We start from the raw sequence: 4,158 nt of genomic DNA on the forward strand, positions 1-4,158 counted from the left end.
GCCGCCGTCAGCGTCGTCTTTCCATGATCCACGTGGCCAATCGTCCCCACATTCACATGCGGCTTCGTCCGCTCAAATTTGCTCTTTGCCATAATGTCCCTCGCTAAATCTCAGCTTGCGCCGATGATGATCGTCTTAGACTTGGAGCCCATGACCAGGATTGAACTGGTGACCTCTCCCTTACCAAGGGAGTGCTCTGCCACTGAGCTACATGGGCCAAAACTTTTCAACCGTTGGAGCGGGTGAAGGGAATCGAACCCTCGTCGTAAGCTTGGAAGGCTTCTGCTCTACCATTGAGCTACACCCGCACGCATACCGCCTTCAACATGCCACAGACCCGATTTTTTGAGTCTGCTGTCTTTCTAAAACCTTTGGTGGAGGGGGAAGGATTCGAACCTTCGAAGGCAGAGCCGTCAGATTTACAGTCTGATCCCTTTGACCGCTCGGGAACCCCTCCTAAACGAACCCGTGATTATGGGCAAAGAGACGTAATGTTGTCAATGCTTTTTTGTGGTGGGCGCGTGAATAAATATCCACCGCTGGGCCGCGAGATAGTTTGCCCCCATCCCGGCCAGCGAACCCAGCGCGACTGCACCGGCGGGGTAGCGTGCCAGCCAGGGGCTCAGCCAGATCGCGAGGAGATAGGTGCCATTGTTGAGTAGCGCACCCCATCCGTTGGCCATCAGGTAACGCGCCCACTCCCTCAGCCAGCGTTCGCTTCCCCGCCCTGCGAAGGCGTAGCGCCGATTCAGCCCCCAGGTCACCGTCACCGCCAGAAGAAACCCCAAAACCTGCGCGCCCACCAACCCGCAGCGAGCATGAGTGGCCAGCACGGTCAGCGCATCGACACCGAAGCCCACGGTTCCCGCTGCCGCAAACAACAAAATGCGCTTGAACTTTTCGGTGATCAGGGACATGAAGGGTCTCGAGGCGCAGTATAATCAGAAACATGAATTCTACGCCAAACCCTTCCATCCCCACCCACCCCGTTTTGTCCGTGGTGGTTCCCATGCACAACGAGGCCCAGAATCTGACGGTTTTTTTCGACCGTCTCCGCAGCGTCCTCGAACCCGTCGGACTTGCCTGGGAACTGGTCTGCATCAATGACGGCAGTACCGATGACACCCTGGATCGGTTGCTGGCCCTGCGCGCCCAGGACGCGCGCGTGGTCATTCTCGACCTGTCCCGGAATTTCGGGAAAGAGGCTGCGCTGACGGCTGGCCTCCTCGAGGCCCGTGGCGATGCCGCCGTCCCCATGGATGCGGATTTGCAGGACCCGCCCGAATTATTGCCCGCCATGATCGCTCAATGGCGTGCCGGATATGACATGGTGTTGGCGACTCGGTCCAGCCGACAGGCCGACAGCTGGCTGAAACGACATACCGCCCGCTGGTTCTACACCCTCATCAACCGTCTGAGCGAAGTTCCGATCCCGGAAAACGCCGGGGATTTTCGCCTCATGAACCGCGCCGTTCTGGAAGCCCTGCGCCAATTTCCCGAACGACGACGCTTCATGAAAGGTCTCTTCGCCTGGGTCGGCTTCAAAGTCACGTCCGTCAGTTACGAGCGCCCGGAACGGTTGGCCGGGGTCAGCAAGTTCAACTTCTGGCGTTTGTGGAATTTTGCCCTCGAGGGCATCACTTCCTTCAGCCATGTCCCCTTGCGCATGGCCTCCTACCTGGGATTCGCCGTCTCTTCCCTGACTTTTCTGTATGCGCTCAAGATCATCCTCGATACCCTGATTCATGGCAATGCCGTCAAGGGTTACCCCTCCCTGATGGTGGCCATCCTGTTCTTTGCCGGGGTCCAGTTGATGGCATTGGGGATCATCGGGGAATACCTCGGACGTCTTTACGAAGAAAGCAAGCAACGTCCTTTGTACTTCATTCGCGCCTATTACGGCCCCGCTCTTCCCTTCCGGAAAAAAGGGTTCGATGTCTCCGAAATTCCACCCAGGAATTCCTAATCCCCTTCCTGTCATCCTGGTGCGCTTCTTCTGACAGTGACGTAATCGACTTTACGGATTGCATAGACTGCGCATTTGGCACGATAATGAAACTGTGCGATTCCGACTTCGCGCAGGTGGAATTCGGGCCCTGAAAATCAGGTCCCATGGTCTGATCTCCCCGAATGGAGGCGATATGACACACGACGGCCAACCCGACACGACCCCCGGCAACCCGGAAATCGCCCCGATGGTCCACGCGGAAAAAGTTCTCGATCATGTTCTGGATCATGTCTTCGACTCGGTCATCATGGCCTCGACCGATGGCCGGATCACCTCGTTCAATCGCGCAGCCACGCTGACTTTCGGGTATACCGCCGCGGAAGTTCTGGGTCAGAATGTGACCCTGTTGATGCCTGAGCCCCATTGCAGTCACCATGACCAGCACATTCACCACTTTCTGAACCGGGGCAGCGGCACGCCCTCCCCCCAGAACCGGGAACTGATGGGCAAACGCAAAAACGGGGAAATCTTCCCCGTCACACTGGTTCTCACCTCCGTCGAACAGAGTCCTGGAGATTGGATCTTCATCGCCATCGTGCGGGATTTGACGCAGGTCGATGCAACCTTGCGCAATCTGCGCTCCACGGCCTACTCCGATCCCCTGACCGGGTTGCCCAACCGGCTTTTGCTCATGGACCGCCTCAGCCAGGCCATCCGTTCCCTCAACCGCGAAAGTCCGGGCATCGCCCTGCTTTTTGTGGACCTGGACCATTTCAAACCCATCAACGACAACTTCGGTCACCATGTCGGAGATCTGGTTCTTCGGGAAACGGCCGCTCGACTGCAATCCTGTGTCCGCGAATCGGACACCATTGCCCGTTTGGGGGGGGACGAGTTCATCGTCTTGCTGATGGGGGTGGAAAACCCGCTGTCGGCTCTGGGCATCGGGGAAAAGATCCGGGAAACCCTGAATGACCCCTTCCTGCTGGAATCCATTCCGCCTCTGACGCTTTCCGCCAGCATCGGCATGACCTTCTGCCAAACGCATGCCATCGATGCAGAGAGTCTGATCCGTCAGTCCGATTTCGCGATGTATCGAGCCAAGGCCCAGGGACGCAACACAGTCGTGTCCTACACCCTGGCGCAGAATCCGCTCTGAGCGCTCCGCCCATCTCCACCCCGGTCGGGGTTACGGAGATGATCGAAGGACAAAAGATGGTTCCCCCGGTGATGCCGTCTGGCCGTCATCCTGAACCCTGCTCAATAAAGAGGGCGATTTGCCGGAGACTTCAGGCACCGGAGATAAATCCGGCGCACAACGATCTCCCTCGGGCCAACCACCAGGCTTGGATGCTTATCGGTTCAAAAATTCGGAACCATCGCGAGCACCCCAGGGGAAAACTCAAAACAAATTAACCTGCTCAAAAAAACACCGGTCCAACTGCTCTTCAACTGCCTTGATGCGATGCTTCACTTCACCTACATCCCAACTGCTGGCAATCTTCTGTTCCATCATCTCGTAAACCGCATTCAGGGCCACCATCACGGCGGCGCGTTCCGGCCCCACCTCCGCATGACTGCGCGCTTCGCGCATGCGCCGATCCAGTTCCTGCGCTGCCTCCCGTAGCAGGGAGTGCTGGTCCTCCTCACAGGCGACCCGGTAGGTGCGGTCGTAAATGACGATTTCCAACGCCTTGGTCGCAGAACGGGTCATGCCATCTCCGTCGTCTGATCCATCAATTTCTGCAACCGGCGCCGCGCCTCTTCCATTTTCGCAGACATGGCGCGCAACTCCTCGGTACGTTCGATCAATTCCTGACGCAAACGCTGGTTTTCGGATCGCAACCGATCACACTGGTCGACCACCCGATCGACCTTACTCTCCAGCGCAGCGAAATACTTGTCCATGAGCCAACTATACCCCCAAACCACCGGATCAGGCAAACCTTCTTTCCATGCCCCCTTTGCCCAACGAATGCGCCCAAACTCAACGGATCTCGACGCTCAGATCATGAGGTGGAAAATAACGGTGCCGGCCCGATACCACCACCTGCCTGGATGACGAATATGTATCCGCGTACCAGCAAATGTCTGAGGAAATCAACAGATCAACGGTGGCGAAGATAGAACGCAAAAAATTCCGGGCATAGATTTTTCAGTTTTGCACGATCAGCCATCAAAGTACGATCTATCCCCCGGGATTCGCTGCG

General features: G+C 57.1%; 6 protein-coding genes, 3 tRNA genes and 1 other RNA gene. 2 read left to right on the forward strand and 8 right to left on the reverse strand.

The window, feature by feature from the left end:
- The 5 genes from M6F29_RS11350 to M6F29_RS11370 all read right to left on the reverse strand — a co-directional run.
- On the reverse strand, window positions 1–92 hold a 92-nt coding region (locus M6F29_RS11350), incomplete at its 3' end, for a GTP-binding protein (RefSeq protein ID WP_078924293.1).
- A 50-nt stretch (window positions 93–142) separates the two neighbouring features.
- Window positions 143–217: transfer RNA gene (locus M6F29_RS11355), tRNA-Thr, on the reverse strand.
- A 17-nt stretch (window positions 218–234) separates the two neighbouring features.
- Window positions 235–308: transfer RNA gene (locus M6F29_RS11360), tRNA-Gly, on the reverse strand.
- A gap of 64 nt (window positions 309–372) precedes the next feature.
- Window positions 373–457, reverse strand: a tRNA-Tyr gene (locus tag M6F29_RS11365).
- Window positions 458–497: 40 nt separating this feature from the next.
- The gene (locus tag M6F29_RS11370) at window positions 498–917 is read right to left on the reverse strand and encodes a GtrA family protein (RefSeq protein WP_298159944.1); all 420 of its coding nucleotides are present in this window, start codon (window positions 915–917) and stop codon (window positions 498–500) included.
- Between the two features lie 32 nt (window positions 918–949).
- Here M6F29_RS11370 and M6F29_RS11375 point away from each other — a divergent pair, with 32 nt between their 5' ends.
- Both M6F29_RS11375 and M6F29_RS11380 read left to right on the forward strand, forming a co-directional pair.
- Window positions 950–1,966, forward strand: coding sequence for a glycosyltransferase family 2 protein (locus M6F29_RS11375; protein ID WP_298159946.1), 1,017 nt, complete (start codon window positions 950–952; stop codon window positions 1,964–1,966).
- Between the two features lie 175 nt (window positions 1,967–2,141).
- A complete protein-coding gene (locus M6F29_RS11380) occupies window positions 2,142–3,107 on the forward strand; it encodes a sensor domain-containing diguanylate cyclase (protein ID WP_298159948.1) in 966 nt (321 codons plus the stop codon).
- 58 nt (window positions 3,108–3,165) lie between these two features.
- Here M6F29_RS11380 and ssrS read toward each other — a convergent pair.
- The 3 genes from ssrS to M6F29_RS11395 form a co-directional block, all read right to left on the reverse strand.
- Window positions 3,166–3,348: non-coding RNA, 6S RNA (ssrS, locus tag M6F29_RS11385), on the reverse strand.
- A gap of 2 nt (window positions 3,349–3,350) precedes the next feature.
- Window positions 3,351–3,662, reverse strand: a complete 312-nt coding sequence (locus M6F29_RS11390) for a cell division protein ZapA (protein ID WP_297478810.1) — start codon at window positions 3,660–3,662, stop codon at window positions 3,351–3,353.
- Window positions 3,659–3,892 carry a coiled-coil domain-containing protein gene (locus M6F29_RS11395; RefSeq protein ID WP_298159950.1) on the reverse strand — a complete coding sequence of 78 codons (234 nt, stop codon included), beginning with the start codon at window positions 3,890–3,892 and terminating at the stop codon, window positions 3,659–3,661. The genes M6F29_RS11390 and M6F29_RS11395 overlap by 4 nt, the downstream gene beginning before the upstream one ends.
- Window positions 3,893–4,158 lie beyond the last annotated feature (266 nt).

This window comes from Ferrovum sp. (assembly GCF_027317285.1).
In the GTDB taxonomy this organism is placed as follows: Bacteria; Pseudomonadota; Gammaproteobacteria; order Burkholderiales; family Ferrovaceae; genus Ferrovum.